This window comes from Micromonospora trifolii (assembly GCF_050516465.1).
Lineage (GTDB): Bacteria > Actinomycetota > Actinomycetes > Mycobacteriales > Micromonosporaceae > Micromonospora > Micromonospora trifolii.
The window spans coordinates 3,671,293-3,688,126 of the sequence record NZ_CP191526.1 but is presented as its reverse complement, the minus strand read 5'-3'; the positions used below and the strand labels follow the sequence as shown (position 1 = coordinate 3,688,126).

12 protein-coding genes are annotated in these 16,834 nt (G+C 70.0%); 9 read left to right on the top strand and 3 right to left on the bottom strand.

Translation table 11 applies throughout. The features are described 5' to 3' along the window. The first annotated feature begins 10 nt into the window (after positions 1-10). The 5 genes from ACQRWP_RS17075 (at position 11) to ACQRWP_RS17055 (ending at position 7,796) form a co-directional block, all read left to right on the top strand. Positions 11-3,397: an NB-ARC domain-containing protein gene (locus ACQRWP_RS17075; protein ID WP_430496012.1), complete on the top strand. Its 3,387-nt coding sequence runs from the start codon at positions 11-13 to the stop codon at positions 3,395-3,397. After that, positions 3,369-4,652 carry a CHAT domain-containing protein gene (locus tag ACQRWP_RS17070; RefSeq protein WP_430496010.1) on the top strand — a complete coding sequence of 428 codons (1,284 nt, stop codon included), beginning with the start codon at positions 3,369-3,371 and terminating at the stop codon, positions 4,650-4,652. The genes ACQRWP_RS17075 and ACQRWP_RS17070 overlap by 29 nt, the downstream gene beginning before the upstream one ends. After that, positions 4,649-5,431 (top strand): hypothetical protein, encoded by a 783-nt coding sequence (locus ACQRWP_RS17065; protein WP_430496008.1) that lies wholly within the window; start codon positions 4,649-4,651, stop codon positions 5,429-5,431. The genes ACQRWP_RS17070 and ACQRWP_RS17065 overlap by 4 nt, the downstream gene beginning before the upstream one ends. 248 nt (positions 5,432-5,679) lie before the next feature. Further along, positions 5,680-6,363, top strand: coding sequence for a response regulator transcription factor (locus tag ACQRWP_RS17060; RefSeq protein WP_430496006.1), 684 nt, complete (start codon positions 5,680-5,682; stop codon positions 6,361-6,363). After that, on the top strand, positions 6,360-7,796 hold the full coding sequence (locus ACQRWP_RS17055; RefSeq protein WP_430496005.1) for a HAMP domain-containing sensor histidine kinase: 1,437 nt from the start codon (positions 6,360-6,362) through the stop codon (positions 7,794-7,796). The genes ACQRWP_RS17060 and ACQRWP_RS17055 overlap by 4 nt, the downstream gene beginning before the upstream one ends. A gap of 56 nt (positions 7,797-7,852) precedes the next feature. On the opposite strand, the gene ACQRWP_RS17050 is transcribed toward ACQRWP_RS17055, so the two are convergent. Beyond that, positions 7,853-10,000: an MMPL family transporter gene (locus ACQRWP_RS17050; RefSeq protein ID WP_430496003.1), complete on the bottom strand. Its 2,148-nt coding sequence runs from the start codon at positions 9,998-10,000 to the stop codon at positions 7,853-7,855. A 234-nt stretch (positions 10,001-10,234) separates the two neighbouring features. Between ACQRWP_RS17050 and ACQRWP_RS17045 the strand changes: the two genes are divergently transcribed. Together ACQRWP_RS17045 and ACQRWP_RS17040 are read left to right on the top strand one after the other, a co-directional pair. Further along, on the top strand, positions 10,235-10,360 hold the full coding sequence (locus ACQRWP_RS17045; RefSeq protein ID WP_430496001.1) for a hypothetical protein: 126 nt from the start codon (positions 10,235-10,237) through the stop codon (positions 10,358-10,360). Positions 10,361-10,663: 303 nt separating this feature from the next. After that, positions 10,664-10,915: a hypothetical protein gene (locus ACQRWP_RS17040; protein ID WP_430495999.1), complete on the top strand. Its 252-nt coding sequence runs from the start codon at positions 10,664-10,666 to the stop codon at positions 10,913-10,915. A 30-nt stretch (positions 10,916-10,945) separates the two neighbouring features. Here the strand turns inward: ACQRWP_RS17040 and ACQRWP_RS17035 are convergent, their stop codons facing one another. Beyond that, positions 10,946-11,464: a hypothetical protein gene (locus ACQRWP_RS17035; RefSeq protein WP_430495997.1), complete on the bottom strand. Its 519-nt coding sequence runs from the start codon at positions 11,462-11,464 to the stop codon at positions 10,946-10,948. Positions 11,465-11,901: 437 nt separating this feature from the next. Between ACQRWP_RS17035 and ACQRWP_RS17030 the strand changes: the two genes are divergently transcribed. Next, the gene (locus ACQRWP_RS17030; protein ID WP_430495995.1) at positions 11,902-12,936 is read left to right on the top strand and encodes a hypothetical protein; all 1,035 of its coding nucleotides are present in this window, start codon (positions 11,902-11,904) and stop codon (positions 12,934-12,936) included. A 454-nt stretch (positions 12,937-13,390) separates the two neighbouring features. Here the strand turns inward: ACQRWP_RS17030 and ACQRWP_RS17025 are convergent, their stop codons facing one another. Then, positions 13,391-13,831 (bottom strand): hypothetical protein, encoded by a 441-nt coding sequence (locus ACQRWP_RS17025; RefSeq protein ID WP_430495994.1) that lies wholly within the window; start codon positions 13,829-13,831, stop codon positions 13,391-13,393. Between the two features lie 145 nt (positions 13,832-13,976). On the opposite strand from ACQRWP_RS17025, the gene ACQRWP_RS17020 reads away from it, so the two are divergent. After that, entirely contained in the window at positions 13,977-16,589 is a 2,613-nt protein-coding gene (locus ACQRWP_RS17020; protein WP_430495992.1) for a PKD domain-containing protein, read from the top strand. The last annotated feature ends 245 nt before the right edge of the window (positions 16,590-16,834 follow it).

The window sequence follows — 16,834 nt, the reverse complement described above, 5'->3', positions numbered from 1 at the left end:
GATGGCTTCCTTGTCGTTACGCTGGTTGATCCGGCGGGCACGCCGACGCCTCAGGCGGTTCCGGCTTCTGATCGCCGCTGCGGTGACCGTGCTGGCCAGCGTGCTCGGCACCGTCTACGACAAGATTCCCGCCGACCTGCAACTGGCGGCGCTGCTGGTGATAGGCGCGTTCGGCGCGGCCGCGGTGATCCTGGTCGAGTCGCCGGAGGCCAGTTACGAACAGTCGCTTGTGGACCCGCCCACCGCCCGCAAGAGCAAGCGCGCCAAGCCGGCCCGACCGCGCCGGGACCGGACGGAGCCGCGCTTCCGGTTGGCCCAATGGCTGGGCTGGTGGCGCAACCAGGTGGTGCCCACCCTGCCGCCCCGCGACGAGCTTTTCCGGGGCCGCGAGCGTGAACTGGCCGACCTGCAGGGACTGCACGACCTGCAACGGGCGGCTCGCACCGGCGGCGTACGGTCGATCTTCCGGCGCGGCGGACGGCGGACGGCGGACCGACGCGGAGCCGCCGGACCGGTGATCCTGCTCCTGCACGGCATGCCGGGGGTCGGCAAGACCGCCTTGGCCGACGAGTTGGCCCGGCGGCTGGCCCGGCGCTACCCGCACGGGCAACTGTTCGTGAACCTCGGCACCGGTGGCGCCGCCCGCACACCGATGGAGATCCTCAAGGAGCTCCTGCTGGCGCTGGGCTGGAGCGAGATGCCCGACACAGCGGTCGGCCGGGCGATGGTCTTCCGGTCGCTGACGGCGAAGAAGAAGATCCTGTTCATCCTGGATGCCGCCCGCAATGCCGACCAGGTCCGGCACGTACTGCCGAGCGACTCCGCCGCCGCCGTAATCATCACCTGTCGGCGCGGCATGACCTGGTCCGATCCGCTGGCCGAACCGTCGTACGCGTTGGGCCTGCCAGACGACGACGAGGCGTTGGCCATCTTCCGGGCCGTCTCCCGGACCGCCGAGAGCGTCCGGCCGGAATGTGCCGCCGAGATCGTGTCGTTGTGCGGACGGCTCCCGCTCGCCGTCCGGGCCGCTGCCGAGCGGGTCTCCAACGACGGCGCCGACATCTGTCAGATCGCCGGGCTGCTGCGCGAGCCGCGGTCCCGGCTCGGCTGGTTGGACCGCCCCGGTCGGTCCCTGCGGGCCCACCTCCAGACTGAGTACGGCCGTCTGCTGCCGAAGGAACAGCAGGCGCTGGCCATGCTCGCGCTGATTCCGTCGCCCACCTTCGTGCCGTGGGTGCTGGGTCCGCTGATGAACCTGCCGCCGGCCGAGGTGGAGGCCCTGGTCGACCGGTTGTCCGCGGCCCAACTGCTCGAAGACCTCGGCATGGACGAGGTGTCGGAGGTGGCCCGGTACCGGCTCCACCCGCTGGTCCGGCTGTTCGCCAGCGCACAGGCCGCCCGGATTCCGGCGCACGAGCGCGAGTGGGCGTTGGACCAGCTCACCGCCGCCTACGTCCAGGTGGTCAGCGCGGTGCTCGCCGTCCTGCACGACGACTTCGCGTACGCCGGGCCGATGGACTGGCTCGCGCCGGATTCGAAGTACCCGCAGCGGATCGCCGACCATCCCGAGGCCTGGGTCCGGGCCGAGTACCCCAACCTGCTGCGGGTGATGGACGACACCGCGGCCCTGCCGGACACCGGTTTCGGCACGCAGTTGCGCTGGCGGGTCGGCGCCTGGCTGGACGGCTGTGTCGCCGAGGGAGTGAGCTCGGCCGCGACTCTGGCGGCGTACGCCCAGGCGGCCCGCGCCGCCGAGCGCGACGGCAACGTCCTCGCCCAGGTGGACGTGCTGCTCGCCAAGGGCACCTTCCTGGTGGCCGTCGAACGGTACCGGGACGCCGAGCAAGACCTGGACCGGGCGATCGCGTTGTCGCACCGGCTGCTCGGGGACCGGTCGGCGGCGCGCGAGGAGGCCGAGCGCCGGATCGCGATCGCCCTGCGGAAGATGGGTGAGGGATTCCTGCAGGCCGCCGCGTACCAGCGCGCGGTCGAGAAGCTGGAGGACGCGCTCGCCCGGGCGGAGACCATAGGGGACGGACCGGCGCAGCGACTGATCCGGATCCTGTTCGCCGAGGCGCACCACGTCGACACGGCGGAGGCCGTCTACGACGAACTGCTCGACCCCGGGCTTTCCGACGCCACCCGCTACCGGATCTATCTCTCCCTGGCCGAGGCGGGTCGCCGACGGGGGGACTGGCAGTCCGCCAGTGACTACCTCGGTCAGGCCGCCCGGCTGGTCGACGGGGACCTGCGCCGGGTCGCGAACGTGCGGTACCGGACCGCACGTCTCGCGCTCGACCAGTACGAGGACGGGACCGGCGGCGGCGACGGTCGCGACCCGGAACTCGCCGCGACCGCGGTCCGGCGAGCCGCCCACGCGTTGCTGACCTTCCGCCAGATGGGCAACCCGCTCGGGACGGTGCGGACCCAGTGCCTGCTGGCCCGGGCGATCCTGGCAATGGGCCGGCCGGTGGAGGCGGACCACGTCGCGCATGCCGCCGAGGGCGAGCTGGCCGCGGTGCAGGGATCGGGCGAGAAGCCGGAGGTACTGGCTCCGCTCACCGCGCGGCTGACCCGGGTCAAGGGCGAGATCCGGCTGCGCGCCGGGGATCGGACCGGCGGACGGCAGCTGTTGATGGACGCCGCCATGGCGTTCGGCGAACTGAAGGACTGGGCAGGGCTGCGCGCGGTGCTCGGCCTGCTGGAGGAGGTCGCCCCGGCCGGGGCCGAGGCGCCCGGCGTCGGAATGCCGGTGGTCGTCCCGGTCGACGGATGGCCGGGGCGCGGTCCGATGCCGATGGGCGGCGGTCCGGTCAACTTGTCGCCGGCTGTCACCGATCGCCTGGCGGCCCGCCTGAGCAGCCAGGTGGTCGACCGGGTGCAGGATGAGCTCCGGCAGACGCTCACCCCGGCCGAACCGGTCGCGTTCCGCGGTGCGCTCGGCGCCGGGCTGACCGGCGCTGAATCGGCCCACGACGAGGAGTTGCCGCCGACTTGGCGCATCCCGGTCGGCGAGCTGTGCCACCTCACGGTGCTCGTAGCGACCGGGCAACAGGCCTTCGCGGACGAGCCGGGGCGGCGGCCCGCCCTAGCCGGCCCGCGGGTCTGGCGCCCGCTCGCCGTCAGCACCGGCGTCCGGGCCGACGACGTCGACCTCACTCTGTTGGTCGACGCGCCGTTCGTCGACGTGTCCGACCCGGAACTGCGTACCACCTGCCGGGTCGAAGGCGGACTGGCCCGCTTGGACAGCACCCTGCGGATCGACGAGCCCGGTGCGAACGAACTGCGAATCACCCTGCTGTCGTCGGGTCGGCTTGTGCAGTCACTGCCGATCCGGCTGCTGGCGGTAACCGGGGAGGAGAGCGTGGGTGGACCTGCCACTGTTCCGCTCGCCTGAGGTGACGGCCCGGACCACGGTCAACGACAAGGGCATCTGCCTGCGGCTCACCGCCGCCCGCGGGCCGGCGCCGACTGACATCCAACTGGTCGACGCGGATATCGTGCGCGAACATTGCGCCAAGCTCGGGAAGCGAGTCGGTCGGGTAGCCGCGAGTTGCCGGCAGTGCTGGCCGGTGGCGACCGACGCCGCGGGCGAGGCGCTCGGCAACCTCGCGGCTGCCGGGCGGATATTTCTCTTCGACGTGCTACACGACCCGCAACGGGACTTCCCCCGGTTGTCGCTGTTCCTGCAGGCGGCCTGCCCGACCTGGCAGAGCAGGCAGAGCCGTACCCCGTTAATCCACGCCATCGCCGAGACGGACCAGTACTTCCCCTGGGAGTTGTTGCCGTTGTTCGCGCCGACGTCGACGGTGCTGGCCGGCAACCAGGCAGAGTTGGAACGGGCCGCGCTGGCCTTCCCTGGCTTCGCGGCTGTCGTCGAACGCCGCGACCCGGACCACGTGCCCGATTCCACCTCCCTGAACGGCTGGGACGGACTCCCGATCCGGATGGTGTACGACGCCAGTTTCCCGGGTGTACAGCAGGAGGTGGGCTTCTTCCGGGGCAAGGATGCCCTGTTCCTGCTGAAGGGGCCGTACCCGAAAGACAGCGACGACCCGGCGGCACCGACGCTGGCGCAGCAACTCTGCGACCCGGCGCTGGGGCTTGACCACAACCGGGACGGCCCGCTCGACCAGGTGGTGCACTTCTCCTGTCACTGCCAGGCAGCCGACGGCGACACCACCCGGTATGGCTACCACCTCTCCGACGAGCAGGGTCGAAAGCTGGTGGTACCGCTGGAGGAACTCGCCGAGGAGATGATGCGGATCTGGGCCGCCGAGGTGATAGCCGCCCGACCGGGGTCACGACCGGACATGCCGTTGGTGTTCCTGAACGGCTGCGGCACCGTGGCGATGGACCCGACGAGCGCGGCATCGTTGCACAAGCCGTTCCGGCACAACCGCAACCGGGGCATCATCGGCACCATCGCGAATGTGCCGGACCGGATCGCCGCGGAGATCTCGAAGTGGTTCTACCTGAACCTACTTGTCGAGCGGCACGACGTAGGGCAGGCACTGCACGAGGCGAAGTGGCGGCTGCTGCAGGACCGCGGCAACCCGCTCGGACTGCTGTATTCCATCCACGCGTACGCGGGCCTGCGGATCGAGCCGGTTCCCACGCACGCCGGTCCCGCCGACGGAGGCGCCCGATGACCAGCCTGTTGACCAGTCTCTGGCACGAGACCCGGGGTCGGTTCGACCGGCTGCCGGTCTGGCTGCCCGGGGCCCGAATGGAACTCGGCGACGTCGGTGTCTTCGACGACGGGGGTTGGGTGAAGCACACCACCCTGGACGCACTCGGCATCCCCTTCACGCCGGACCTTCCCGGCGTTCCGACCGGATACGACTACGCCTCGCACGACGGCGCCCAGGTGAGTACCTGGCTGGCGGCCGACGGCGATCCCACGGTCAGCGGCATCGCCCAGGGCAACGCCGGGCTGCGGATCCGGTTCTCCCGGGCCGGGGCGTTCGTCCTGAAGGCCGACGAGGTGACCGTCCAGAGCCTGGCCAACCTCGCCGAGGTCGACCGGCGGATCCTCGCCCGGCACCGGGCCGGGAGGTGGGAGCGGGGCTGGGTGCTGGTGAGCGAGGTGGCCCGCGGCGGACCGGCGATCACTGTGGTCTCGGGCAGCTCCGACGGCGAGGCCTTCGTCGACCTCGGCGTGACGGCGGCCGCCGCCGGCCAGCCGCTGGCGGCCGCCGGCGCGGGGATCGCCCTCGGTACCCGGCGGGGCCTGGCCGGCTACTTCGTCAGCCCCACCGAGACGACCCTGCTGTGGCGGGGCCGCTGCGTACGGGATCCCTGGTGGTCGTCGAAGGTCTCGATGAGCGACCGAGGCGACCAGATCCATGAGGAGCTGCCGGTCGACGGCATGGGCCTACATGTCATCGAGATCGAGCACCTCGAGGACGTACCGACCGACGACCGGTAGTCCGCCCGACGCCGATGCCGCCGGTCTTCGATCAGGCGCCCCGCCATAGCCAAACGCCTCGGACAAGAGGGTGCCCGGGTCGCCGTCCCAACGTGGGCAAGCCGCCACTGATCGATTTGATGGATGAGCTTCGCTGCCTCGCTCGATCTTGCCGATCCGCCTCTACCTTTTAATCCTGGCCTCAGGTTGATCGGGGACCATGAGCGGCAAAAGCATCGACTGGAAGGGGGCGCGTCGGCGTGCGGATCATGATCGCGGATGATGACGCGGCCATCCGTGAGTCGCTGGAGCGGGTTCTCCAGGTCGAGGGTTACGACACCAGCACCGTCGCCAACGGTCTCGCCGTGCTCGACGGGGTCGGTGGGGCCGGCGGCGACGCACTGGATCTGCTGATCCTCGACGTGATGATGCCCCGCCTCGGCGGGTTGGAGACCTGCCGGCGGTTGCGGGCGGCGGGTCGGGAACTGCCGGTGCTGATGCTGACCGCCCGTGACCAGGTCTCGGACCGGGTCGCAGGGCTGGACGCGGGCGCCGACGACTACCTGCCCAAGCCGTTCGCCACCGAGGAGTTGCTGGCCCGGGTGCGGGCCCTGCTGCGCCGGCGCACGCCGGGCGACGGCGAGTCGCAGGTCCTGTCGTTCGCCGATGTCCGGCTCGATCCCGACAGGTTCGAGGCGTGGCGGGGCGGGCGGCCGCTGCGCCTGACCCGGACCGAGTTCTCCCTCCTGGAGGTCCTCGTGCGTAACGCGACCCGGGTGTTGACCCGCGACGCGCTGTTCGAGGCGATCTGGGGCTTCGACATGAGCGCCACCGCCAACAACCTCCAGGTGTATGTGAGCTACCTGCGCCGCAAGATGGAGGCCGAGGGTGAGCCGCGATTGATCTACACGCTGCGCGGCCTGGGATACACGTTGCGGGAGAGTCCTCTGTGAACAGGCCCGCCGGCCGGGAACCGCGCCGGCTGACCCGATGGTGGCGCCGGCGGTCACTGCGGACCAGGCTGACGGTGATCGCGGCGACGGCCATCGCGGTCAGCGTGTTCATGGCCTTCCAGGTGGCCAGCGAGCTGCTGGACTGGGAGCTGCGGGACACCGCCGAGGATCAGCTGCGCGCCGACTCCCGCGTCCTGGCGACGGACGCGGAGCGCGCCGGTCTGGCGCAGGTCCCGCTACCGCCGTATCCCGGATCCGGTCGACTGGTGCGGGTCATCCTGCCCGACGGCTCGACCCGGACGCTGGCCGGCCAACCCGCGCTGCCCCCGGTCAGCGAGCACGCCGGGCGCGTGGCGCAGGGCGGCTTGGCCGACCTGATGGAGTCGAACGACATCGACGAGGACGGCTACCTCATCTATACGCTGCGGGCGGGCGACGGCGCGGTTCAGGTGGCCCGCGTCGCCGACGACGGCCCGATCAACCGGTTCGGGTTCGGCATGCTGCTGATCGGGCTGCTCTGCGTGGTCGGCGGCGCCCTTGTCGGGCGGACCGTGGCGCGGGCCGGGCTGGCACCGATCGATCGGCTGACCGCCGCCGCGGTACGTGTCGCGCACACCCGGGATCTCGACGCCGACATCCCGGATGAAGGCGGTGGGGAGATCCGGCGGCTGATCCAGTCGATCAACGACATGCTCGCCGCGCTCCGGGACTCCCGGCGGGCCCAGCGGCTGCTCGCCGAGGACGCCGCCCACGAGCTCAAGACCCCGCTTACGAGCCTGCGCCTCAACGTCGAGCTGCTGATCCGGCTCGATCGGCGCGGCACGCTGGACAGCGCGCTGCCGACGGAGAGCCGGACCCGGCTGCTCAACGACCTCGGCGCCCAGGTAGCCGAGTTGAGCACCCTCGCCGCCGAACTGACCGACCTGGCGCGCGGTGACGTCACCGACGAGAGCACCGACCTGCTCGACCTCGCCGACGTGGTGGTGGCCGCCGCGACCCGGGCGCGTTCCCGCGTGCCCGACATCGAGGTCGCGCTCGACGTCACCCCCGTGTGGGTGAACGGGCGTCCCGCTGCACTCGAACGGGCGGTGCTCAACCTCATCGACAACGCCGGCAAGTGGTCCCCCGCGGACCAGCCGATCCAGGTCCGGCTCCGTGCCGAGGGCGCGTCGGCGGTGCTCGAGGTCGACGACGCCGGGCCGGGCATCGACGCCGCCGACGTACCGCGGGTGTTCGACCGGTTCTACCGTGCCGATAGCGCCCGGGCGTTGCCAGGATCCGGTCTGGGGCTGTCGATCGTTCAGCGCGTCGTCGACGCCCACGGCGGCCGGGCCACCGTCGCCCGCTCCGCACGCGGTGGCGCGCTGCTTCGGGTTGACCTTCCGGCCGCGGCCCCGCCCGGTCGAATCACGCGGCCCACCGCCGGGTCATGAAAAAGATCCGGGACGGGCCTGAGGCTCCGTCCCGGATCTCGCCCGTGCCGCCGCGCTCACCGTTGCGGCGCGGGCTCCTCGTCGTCGGCGAGCGACTGTCGCCCGTCCGGCGGCTCCACCGGTCGGGACAGCCGGCTCGGCCACCACATCCGCCGGCCGATCAGCAGGGTGAGGGCGGGCACCAGGACCGATCGCACCAGCAGGGCGTCGAGCAGCACGCCGAAGGCGACCAGGAACCCGACCTCGATCAGCATCACCAGCGGAAGTGAGACGAGGACCGCGAACGTGGCCGCCAGGACCAGGCCTGCCGAGGTGATGACGCCACCGGTGGCGGAGAGGGCTTTGAGCATGCCGTCTCTGGTGCCGAGACGCACGGCCTCCTCCCGGGCACGGCTGGCCAGGAAGATGTTGTAGTCGACGCCGAGCGCCACCAGGAACAGGAATGCCAGCAGCGGCACCGAATAGTCAATGCCCTTGAACCCGAGGATCGTGTCGAAGACGAACACGCTGCCGCCGAAGGCTGCGGCGAATGAGACGACCACGGTGGCCATCAGGACCAACGGGGCCACGACCGCGCGCAGCAGCAGCCCGAGCACGATCAGGACGACGGCGAGCACCAGCGGGATCACCAGCTTCTCGTCGCGGCTGGTGGTCACCTCGGTGTCGAGGTTCTCCGCACTCGGCCCGCCGACGATCGCCTCCGCCCCGCTCACCGCGTGCACGGCGGTGCGCACCCGCTTGATCGTGTCGTACTCTGCGACGGTGTCCGGCGCGTCCGTCGGGAACACGGAGATGTCGGCCCAGCCACCCTTGGTCTGACCCGGGATGGCCATGGCCACACCGCGGGTGCCCTTGACGATGTCGAGCACCCGCTCCTGGTGCGCCGGCCGCGTGAAGATCGTCATCGGCTGGCCGCCGAGCTCCGGGAAGTGCTGGCGGAGAACGGTGAAGCCGGTGACCGACTCCGGCGCGGACAGGAACTGGTCCTGCTCCCGCAGGGCGCCGGTATTGCCCGCCAGCCCGAGGGCGAGCACGCCGAGGACTCCGAGCGAGCCGAGCGTGGCCACCCACCGGCGGCGGCTGATGGCGGTCCCAAGCCGTCCCCACAGCCCCGGCTTCTGCTCCACGGTCGTGCTGAACCGCGGGATGGCCGGCCAGAAGATCCGCCTGCCGAGCACCACGAGCACGGCCGGGAACAGCGTCAGCATGGCCACCAGCGCGCACAGAATGCCGGCCGCACCGATCGGGCCCAACCCGCTGGTGCTGTTCAGGTCCGCGACGAGCAGGCAGAGCAGGCCTGCGACCACGGTGGCCGCGGACGCGACGATCGCCGGCGCCGCGCCGCGCAACGCGTGGACCATCGCAACCCGGACGTTCTCGTGGTGGTGCAGTGCCTCCCGATATCGAGCGATGAGCAACAGCGCGTAGTCCGTGCCGACGCCGAATACCAGGATCGTTAGCAGCGCCGAGTTCTGGTCGTTGACCACGATGCCGAACCCTTTGACGAGCAGGTAGACGGTCGCCATCGCGGTCAGTGCGGCCGCGCTTACGACCACCAGCGGGATGAACCACAACACCGGGCTGCGGTAGGTGAGGATGAGTAGGAGCGTGACGACGACGACGGTGGTGAGGAAGACCTGCAGGTCGATGCCGTCGAAGACGGCGTCCATGTCGCCGTCGACCGCGGCCGGGCCGGTCACGTCGATTTCCAGGCCGGCGGGGCGGTCCTTCGCGGCGTCACGCAACGGCCCGACGATGGCCTCCGGTGCGCCGTAGGTCGTGCTCACGTCGAGGGTGAACATCATCGCCTTGCCGTTGGTGGAGAGTCTCGTCGGTGGGCCCTCGTCGTCCTCGCCGGCCGGGGCCGCCACCTTCGGCGGGTACCGCTTGGCAAGGGTGTTGTAGTGGCGCTCGGCCGTCGCGCGGTCGGCGTCGGTCATGCCGCCGGCGCGGTGGTACACGAACACGAACGTGTTGTCCTCACCGCCGGGGAGACTGTCCTCCAGCACCGCCACCTTGGTGGACTCGGCACCGGCCGGCAGGGTGTCCACGGCTCTGTCGGTAGTGACCGAGCTCAGCTTTCCGCTCAACGGCACCATCGCCGCCGCCAGCGCCACCCATAGGCCAATCACCAACCACGGCACCCACCGGCCTGCCAACCGACCGGCCGGCGCTTCCCCGGACGGCGCTGCGTTGACTGCCATCACTAGCCTCCTACAGACGGGTCACATCGCTTATCGGATGCCGACTTCATACCGAGCGAATCTGAGACGACTGTTAAAACGGCGCTCAGGCCGGTTGGCCGAACCAGCTGCCCAGCGCACGCACCACCGTGGTGGCGTCGAGGTCCTGCCCGGTAGGCAAGGCCCAGGCGACACAGCCGTCGGGCCCGGATGAGCAACGCGTCGACGTCCACCGGGCCCGTGCGGGCAGCGACGGTGTTGACCCGTCCGGTCCACGCGGCTGCGGCGGTGTCGATCCAGCGGGTCCGGGACGACATCGTGGTGATCGTGACGTCGGTGCCGCTCACCCGCCGGATGCTGTCCTGCGGTCCTCGACGGTGAGCGGCTCCACCTGCCGTGGAGGGCCATCAAACTTTACTGTGGACAGTCGACTCACCCCCAGCCCGGACCTGTCCAGCATTCGGCTTCCTGACGGGCGACCCGCTGGGCAGCGCCTCGCCGTCCGACTACGCGCCGCCGGTTCTCCTACGACTCCCGTCGCCGACCGGATCAGCTGCACCGGCCGCCGCGACGTCCGCCTCCCGTATGGCTACCTCGGCGCTGCGGACGAGCGATTCCTGTTGAGCCGTGGGCTGGGGGAGTGGGGGCGGACCCGCGAGTCCAACGGAGGATTTCGCCCGGGCCATGGGATTCGACAGCAAGGAGGACTTGTGGCGGGGCGAGGGGCGCAGCCTGCGAGAGGCGCTGGATTCCGGGAGGTCGCTGACGAGGTCGCAGTGGCGAAAGGCGTTGCTGGCCCTTGAGATCGTCTTCGCGAGCGACGTGATCGGTTCTGGCTGCGACTGGTCAATCACTACTGGCATCTCTGATGAGGAGACGATCAAGCTCCTGCGCGTGGTGCAGCGGAAGTTGGGCCGCGTCATTTGGGTGGCTTAGCCACGAGGCGGTCACCGTGCCATGGTGTGCTCATCCCAGGCGATGTCGGCGGTACTCCGGCGGGAGGTCGCCGAACCCGAGCCCGTTCTCGTCCAAAGCGTTGTAAACGGTCAGCCAGCCGTCCGCGAATCTCAGGCCGACGGTCACGGTACCGGCCGCCAGGTCGTCGCCGGCCCACTCGAGAAGCTCTACCGCCTCAAGCCGCTGCCCGCACTGGGCCGCCAACACGGCGGGGACATCATCGCGCCACCGCAGCTGGAAGCCGTCCGATGTCGGCCACTGCGGCCTCCGGGTCACGTCGATCGAGTTCCACGTGATCGACAGATCGTCGAACTTCTGGTGGTTGACTTCCAGGCGTTCTCCTGCGAAGTCGAGCACTACCGGGCAGTCAGCGAACCACTCGTCGTGGCCGTCATCCCACACCAGCCAAGTAGAGGTCAGCCGGCGACCGACAAGGCTCTGCAGTCGGTGACCGTGACGGTCGGCGATCTCGTCGACTCGGTTGAGCCAACCCGGCTGGTAACCAGCGATACCAAAGTCGAACTCCACCGGGGGATTGTGCCCGACGCCTGCGCCTTCGCGTGACTCTGGCAACCCGGGCCGTGGGCCGCATTGATGTGCTGCGAATTATGTGCGGCGTCCGACGGCGCGGCTCCACCGAGCGTGCGACGAGTCGCTCAGGAACATCCGAGAGGCAGGCTCAGCCCGTAGCCCCGAGGGCCCGGATGACGAAACGGAGACCAGCGGCATGCACCGGCTCGATCATCGCCCGCTTCCCGCGCGTGGCCGTGGGATAGGGCGGGGCGCCCCTGCCGATCCCCTCACTGCGGACTCACCACCTCAACAGCCCGATGCAACGGCGGTTTCCGCAACATCGCGGCTGTGCGGTGTCGGAAATCAGCGCGCCTAGCCGTGGCAGCACTTCCGATGGTGACATCCACGTGCTTCGGTAAGCACACCACCACGGCACGTCATTGGGAGTAGAGATGACCCGGACTGTTCGGAACGGCTTCTTGGTCAGTCTGACCGCTGTCGCCCTCACCGCAACGCTGGGCCTGCCCGGCGTTGCCACGGCCGAGCCGAAGCACCGGCCCGTCCCGGTCTGCGCGCTACGACCACTGCCCTTACCAGCGGACATGAATGGTCGAGCTCTGGCGGTCGACCCGACTGGTCGGTTCATCGCCGGTATCGGCTACCGAACCGATGACGACGATTCGCAGCCGCTACTGCTGCTCTGGGCCGGAACACCGCGCCGACCCGGGCCTGGGGTGTGGGACGTACCCCGCCTCACCGTCGTTACCATAGGAGCGCCGGGGCAAGTCGAGGACATCAATCGGTACGGCGTTGCCGTCGGCAATGCCTTCGTCGGCAACGTCTACCGCCCCTGGCACTACCGCAACGGACGCCTGGAGTGGTTACCCGTCCTGCCGACGGTCTCCAACACCTTTGCGCTGGGGATCAACTCACGCGGCGACATCGTTGGCCTGGGCGCCGTTGAGCAGACCGAGTCGACCCTGCCGCTGCTCTGGCCCGCCGACCGGCCGGGCACCGTCGAGGTGATCGACGCCCCGTTTTACGCTAGCGCGAGGGAGATCCTCGACGACGGCACTATCATCGGCACCGCCGGCAGCTTCGGCTGGGTACGCCATCCCGACGCAAGGACCGACCGGCTCACCGCCCCCGGGGCCCGGTGGTCGGGGATCTCCGCGGCCCGGGGGACCTGGGCAGTTGGTAGCATCGGCACCGGCAGTGAGGGCGGGGACAGCACCCTGGTGCGCTGGGACCTGCGGACTGGCGTGGCGTCCGCCGTGAACCCGGCGCTGGTATCAGCGCAGGACGTCAACAGTCGAGGCACAGTGCTCGGCGACCGAGCCGTCGACCACGGCGACCGGCTCGTCGCCCTAGGCGGCGCCATCCCCGGTGTCCGAGACCCCTTCGGCTGGGGGATCGCCGACAACGGCCTCGTCGTAGGCTCCGTGAACGGCTCCCGACTGCGCCCAGCGCGCTGGATCAACTGTTGAAAACAGTCGGCGCCACGGCTTGTGTCTTGTGTCTTCCTCGCGTCGGAGGCGATGGATGCGCCGAGGGGTCCTTAAGCACCGGCAGTCTCGGAGGCGTCTCCAGTAACCGCAGGCTCCACAGTCGTGCATAGCGCCCTGACAGAGAGCGTGCTCGGTGCATTTACGGTGACGATTATCGGCCAACGGTCCGGCGCGAGCCCGTTTGGGGGAGCAGGCGGGAGGCGCCGCCCGCCAGAACCCCGTGCCAACGGCCAGCATTCTGGCCTTGGCCGGGGCGTCGTCGCGGCGCTGATCGTGCGCCGCCGGATCGCCGTGACCACGGTCGCCCGGGCCCGCAACCGGTGGGTGCCTGCCCGCCCTGAGCGCTGAGTAGCGCCGAGAGTCAGCGTCCCCGTGGGTGTTGCCGCACTCACGGGGACAGACACGCCCGACCGCGAAGTGTCGGCCCGGCGGCTCAGGCCGGGCTGAACTGGATGAGGACCGACGCGGTCGGCAGCTCGTCCGGAGCGGGTGGCGCCTCGGTGCGCCAGGCCAGCCGTACGCTCCATCGGCGGCCCGGCGGAAGGCGGTAGGCGTCGGCGATGCCGCCGGCCGTGCCGCTGGAGAACCCGAGGATGCCCGACTCGAAGACCACCTCGAGGACGTCGCTGCGGTCCCAGCCGGCCGGATCGAAGTCGGCCGGCCCGTCCCAGGTCTCCAGCCGGGTGTCGCTACCCAGCACCACGGCGTCGTCGATGTTCTCGACCACCACGTAGCCCGGCGTCGAGCTGACCCATTGATCGAGCTCGTGCGGCGGGGGCGGCACATTGCGCCGGTCGTTGCTGTCGTCGATCATCGCGAACAGTCGATAGTCGACATCGACGTACAGCTCGGTGTGCTCGACCAGCGCCGCCATGCTGACCCCTCCCCGCTCGGTCGACTACGAGGGTAGCGATCTGCCGCCGACCGTGAGTGTCCGCTTACTTACCCACCCTTGCATCGACAGATGTCGTTGGCTGAACTACTCCTGCCACCATCTATCCAACGGGGGAGTTGCGCTGATGCGACGATGGTTCCTGCCTGTCACAATCCTGATGTCGATGCTCGTGGGCCTGATCCCGGGTTCTCCGGCCCACGCCGAGCCGAGCCCGGACCAGACGACCCGCAAGCTCGTTCCGTACGTCATCTCCGACCCGGATCTCATCGACCATCCCGAGCGGGTGAGCGAGGAGTTCCGCAAGAACCTGAACCTCGATAACCTCGGCGTCAAGCCGGCGACCGCCGACGGGCCCTCGGAGTCGACCAGGGCGCGGCCGCGAGCCGCGGCGGCCGGTCCCGAGAGCTACGTGGTGGACTCCGGGCGTTTCCCGCGCGGGTCGCTGCCTGACGACGTGTACGACTACGCGACGCGCGAGCAGTGCGAGGAGCACAGCGACGAGGCCAAGCGCGAGCAGGGCTGGATCAAGAACCGGTATTCCTACTGCCAGAGCCACATGGTGTACATCGGGGCGATCGAATGCGGGCTGTTCCCGCCGTCGTGCCGGTTAAGCGGTGAGTACCTCTCGCAGAACATGCTGCGCGGCGAGGGCAAGCAGGGCGGCCACATCAACGACCCGAGCAAACTGCGGTGGGCAAGCTTCACTCTCGACGTCGAGGTGCTGTGGGCCCGGGGGGTGTTCTCGGCGCCGACGGCGAAAATGAAAGCCACCATGGAGTGCGACGGCGGCTATCGCGACCCCGTCTTCGACGTCGACGACGACAACGCGTGTTTCCCGGGGCCGGACGACGACACCGAGAAGACGATCCCGGGCTGGCGGACCAACAACTACGCCTTCTTCGAGCTGATGTCCGATGCCCGTGAGCCGGCCGCGGCGAACGGCGAGCAGATCGCGACGGGCGTGTTCCACATCGAGTACGACTTCGACCTGCCGGGCTGGTACTTCCAGTTCGTCGACACGGAGAGCGAAGAAGGCGGGATGCGCTTCGACAGCGCGTGGTATCTGAGCAGCGCCCGTGCCCGGCAGCTCGGATCGGTCTTCGACCGCGCCGTCCCGGGCATCTTCCTCAGCACGACCGACCCGGCCGTCAAGGGCGCCGCCGTGCACATCGAGGAGGCCCGCGCGAACCCACCGGCCAGTTGGCCGCCCAACCCGAACAAGGTCCTGCGTGGGGCGACCGCGAGCGACCCGCTGCACCGGATTCCGCGCGCCAAGAGCGCCGAGCACCGGTTCCGCGCGGACCGCAACCGGACCGTCTCCACCAACACCTGCGCCCGCACTTCGATGCCGCCACCGCCGGACGACCCGACCGTTCCCAACTGGGACTGCGACGAGTACCCGATCGCGGCCACGTACGAGGGCTCGGCCGGACCGGAGTTTCACGACGAGGACCTCGAGCGCGGTCGGCCGGTGCAACTGCCGGACAACTACTCCGTCCGGTTCGTCGCCCGCGCCGAGAACCAGGAGGCCGGTGGCCGCATCGGCATTTGGATGGAGAACGACCGGCTCCTGGACTACGACAACTTGTTCATCCCGGTCGGCGATGGCAACGTCAGCAACCCCCCGCCCGACAACCCCGACATTGACGACTCTCCGGTGGTCAGCGCCGGTCCCGACCGCCGCGGCAACGAGGGCAGCCCGGTCGGCTTGAACGGCTCCGCCCGCGACGACGGCGGCGCCCCGAGCACCCGGTGGTCATACACCGCCGGTTCCGACGTGGACGCGGGCGCTACCTGCGCCTTCGAGGACGCCGGCACGCCGGTCACGACGATCAGCTGCACCGACGACGGCACCTTCACCGTCACGCTTACCGCCGACGACGGCGTCAACGGAGCGGTCAGCGACAGCGCGACGGTCACGCTGAGCAACGTCGCTCCGTCGCTGCGGGAGATCCCCGCGCCGAGCCCGCTGCGCGCGGCCGCCGCAGCCGTCGCGCCCACCCAGTGGCCAGTGCATCGGGCCCGTACGGCGTTCGAGCTGAAGGTCCCGTTCAACGATCCCGGCACCAACGACACCCACACCTGCACCGTCGTCTGGGACGACGGCCGTACAGAATCACTGACTGCCACCAACAACGTCTGCCAGGCCACGCACACCTTCACCGACGCCGGCATGTACACCATCGACGTCACCATCCGCGACGACGACGCCGCCACCGACAAGTCCGGCAGCATGATCGTGGTCTACGACCCCGACGCCGGCACCGCGAACATCGACGGCTCCACCGCCACCCCGGCCGGCGCCCTGGTCAGCGTGCCGAACGCGGTCGGCCAGACATGGCTGCACAACACCGCGCAGTACGAGACCAGCAGTGCCACCACCCCGGTCGGCCAGGGCAAGGCGTGGACGGACGGGACGAGCTTCCGGCTCGAACCCAGCTCCCTGGAGTGGCTCGTGCTCACCAAGGACGGCAAGGTCGCCTCCCGTGGTGAGGGAACCCTCAACGGCCGGTCCGGCTACACCTGGGTGATCTACGGCTGGGACGCCTGTTCGTCGGGCCGCACCGACTGCGTCGGCATCCCCACCGATCGGGCCCGCCTGGTCGTCTTCGAAACCGCCACCGGGACGGTCGTCTACGACCATAGCCCCGGCAGCACCGAGTTCGACGTCGACCGGATCGCCCCGCGCGATTTGACCTCCGGCGCCGTCCAGCTGCACCGCACCGGAACGCGCTGAACCGGTAGCCGGCGCCGGCCGATCACGGCCGGCGCCGGGCCCGGATCTACAGCCCGGCCATCATCTGTGCCGCCGCGTCGCTCGTGGAGATCCTGTCGAGCAGCGCACGCCGTCATGGTGCCCACCAATGCACTGGACTGCAGCCTGATTCCTCGACTCGACGGGCGAGGTTCGCCCACGGCAGGGGTCGATATGAGTGCGCCTCGCCGGCTCTCCACCGAGCCACGCCATGCACGCATCTGCCG

Bases quoted from the DNA above. Each gene is read 5' to 3' on its own strand.
- ACQRWP_RS17065 (WP_430496008.1), top strand. From the start codon at position 4,649: ATGACCAGCCTGTTGACCAGTCTCTGGCACGAGACCCGGGGTCGGTTC.
- ACQRWP_RS17060 (WP_430496006.1), top strand. From the start codon at position 5,680: ATGATCGCGGATGATGACGCGGCCATCCGTGAGTCGCTGGAGCGGGTT.
- ACQRWP_RS17050 (WP_430496003.1), bottom strand. From the start codon at position 10,000: ATGGCAGTCAACGCAGCGCCGTCCGGGGAAGCGCCGGCCGGTCGGTTG.
- ACQRWP_RS17040 (WP_430495999.1), top strand. From the start codon at position 10,664: ATGGGATTCGACAGCAAGGAGGACTTGTGGCGGGGCGAGGGGCGCAGC.
- ACQRWP_RS17030 (WP_430495995.1), top strand. From the start codon at position 11,902: ATGACCCGGACTGTTCGGAACGGCTTCTTGGTCAGTCTGACCGCTGTC.
- ACQRWP_RS17025 (WP_430495994.1), bottom strand. From the start codon at position 13,831: ATGGCGGCGCTGGTCGAGCACACCGAGCTGTACGTCGATGTCGACTAT.
- ACQRWP_RS17020 (WP_430495992.1), top strand. From the start codon at position 13,977: ATGCGACGATGGTTCCTGCCTGTCACAATCCTGATGTCGATGCTCGTG.